This window comes from Cardinium endosymbiont of Culicoides punctatus, assembly GCF_004354815.1.
In the GTDB taxonomy this organism is placed as follows: domain Bacteria; phylum Bacteroidota; class Bacteroidia; order Cytophagales; family Amoebophilaceae; genus Cardinium.
In genome coordinates this window covers 1-2,462 of record NZ_QWJI01000040.1, presented here as the reverse complement: position 1 = coordinate 2,462, position 2,462 = coordinate 1, and the positions used below count along the sequence as shown (strand labels likewise).

Here is a 2,462-nt window from a genome sequence, read left to right as displayed (position 1 = left end):
GCGAGAAACATTTGCTATAGATATACTTCTTGCACAGAAATATCTGAGCATGGAACCCGAAATAGCTAAAGCGCTAGGTGATGTAGCACATAATGTTATATTTCATATAACTAAAGAGGGAAAAGAATGATTTTGAGGCTTTCTGATATATTTTCCGGTCGCAAAAATTTATGGAATCATCCACATATAGATTTTAATTAAAAGAGAGAAAGTCCTGAAAAAAATTGTCTTAAAAAATCAGTTCAGTATAAGTTTAATTAAAAAAAATAATCGTTATGGCTTTTTTATATACCGTTAATGGAATTTCAGGTACTCCTAGACAAGAAATAACAAATTATATAGCGGAATATTTTGAAAAAAAAGGGGAAAAAGTAACCTTCATAACTGATCCAAAGGGATCTAACTATGGAAGACTAGCTAATGAAATAGTCGTGGATCATCATATTGTATTATCCTCTTTTACAGAAGCTTTGCTTTACCTGACTTGTAGTAAAGAAATATTTGATCAGGTTGACCGGAATAGTCACGCTATAGTAGTCTCTAAAGGTTCCTTTTTAGAAACCTTTGGCTATCAAAATCAGCTATCTGATTGGGAGCTTGAAGATGCTAGGAAGATCTTTTTTCTATTTTCTAAACATATAAGGAATACCTATCCCTTGCTTTCTATTGTTCTTACGGAAGATTACATAACAGCGGAAAAACGTGCTGGAAAAAAGTTTGAATACAAGAACAAGGAAGAAAAATATTTAAACGACTCAAATCGTTTCTTGCGTATTAAAGAACATCCTATTATTCAAGAGATAGGTATTAAATTGGTTAATATATCAGTAAGAAGCAGGAATCCAATGACTGTATTTCAAGAAGAAATAGAACCTATTTTATAGTTATAAGCCTTAACAATGTCTGTTATGAATTATAATTAGAAGACCTGATGGAAGGCCCACACGAATCGGCTGGTAGGAGCAGGAGGTTTCAAATGATACTACTTTGCCCAAATAGACATGTTTTTTTGTATTGAAAATGAATAAATTAGAGGCTTTTTAAAAGCTCTCGTGAAGTTGTATAACCCACATTCCGAACCTGATTTTTAGATTCTTATTAGTGCGTAGAGTGACAGCCTCCTTGCGTTAGCTGCCCCCCTTATTAGAACCCATCGTTCCCTATTAAGGCAGTGAGCTCAAGATAGTATGCATTTCACATGATATTTCATAATAAACGATGGTACACCGTTACTAACGGAAGTGGGTAGTGTTTCAAGTCTGTCGAAATCTTTATATATTTGTAGTGACTAAAAAGTTTTAGCCCGGATCCGTCTTATGGAGCAATGATGATATGCTCCGATAAAGCATCTATTCATGTAGTCTTTTAATACATTACAGCCTACATAGCTCATAAGACACATCGAGCAACAACCATTCATTGGTAGAAAAAATGTTTATTCAAACAAATAAAAGAATTTGCATATTATTCCTGTGTCTTATACTATCTTTAGTTTCATGTAAAACGAATAAGTATGGTATGCATCAAGATCCACAAGATTTAGAAAATAAAAGACCATCGGAAGATGTAGAAATAGGGTCTGATAGTAAAAGACAAAAATTAGCCTACACAGGGGTTTTACCTATTTGTCAATCTGATATTAGAGATGTAATTCATTCAGGATATTACGCAGATAAAACAGAGTATGTTTGGCGTTTAATAAAAAGAAATGGCCCTGTATTCTTGGTACGTCCACGTAGATTTGGAAAAACGTTATTAATAGATACGATAGATAAAATTGCACAAGGAGAGGAATATAGACATTTGTTTTCAGATTGCTTTATAGAGACAGGTGCAATCAAATTAAATCCAGACGATCCCAATGAAACACCTCAAAAATATGTTCCATTAGGTGGAAAATGGCCAAAATACCCAGTGATTAGGTTGGATTTTTCTCAACTAAACAACAAAACACCAGACGAGCTAGAACAAGATATCATGGAGGTACTGGATGAGATTGCTTCACGTTATAATATAGTAATAGAAGGAAAGTCATATCAAGCTAAATATAGAAAACTTTTAAACAAGCTCATGACGTTAAAGCATGACTACGAACCTAAAGTCATTGTCTTAATAGATGAATATGATAGTTCCATAGCAAAGCTTAAGTCTAATCTTGATAAGCTGTATCAAGCATATAAAATTAAAGAAGATAGTAAATCAAAGCCTCAAGTTATTGCTGATGCTGAGACTTTATACAAAAAAAATAAAGATATTCTTGAAGGTTTTTTATCTACAGTAAAAAGCTATTCAGGTTCTTGTCAATTAATACTTTTAACAGGCGTATATAAATTCAGTCTCAGTGAATTAGGTTCAGGTGCTAATATATTTCATCCAGGCAATGTATCTCTTCTTACACAATATGCAGGTGTTGTTGGGTATACTAAAGAACATATTGAAACAATCTTTAAAAGATATCCATT

Annotated in this window: 2 protein-coding genes; both read left to right on the top strand. The window is 32.9% G+C overall.

Going from position 1 to position 2,462, the window contains the following annotated elements:
- Window positions 1–275: 275 nt before the first annotated feature.
- Entirely contained in the window at window positions 276–884 is a 609-nt protein-coding gene (locus tag CCPUN_RS04095) for a hypothetical protein (RefSeq protein WP_133282308.1), read from the top strand.
- 634 nt (window positions 885–1,518) lie between these two features.
- Window positions 1,519–2,462 (top strand): AAA family ATPase (locus CCPUN_RS04090; protein ID WP_165941955.1); only part of this gene is annotated, 944 nt, incomplete at its 3' end.

Coding starts and splice junctions, on each gene's coding strand:
- CCPUN_RS04095 (WP_133282308.1), top strand. CDS start 276: ATGGCTTTTTTATATACCGTTAATGGAATTTCAGGTACTCCTAGACAA.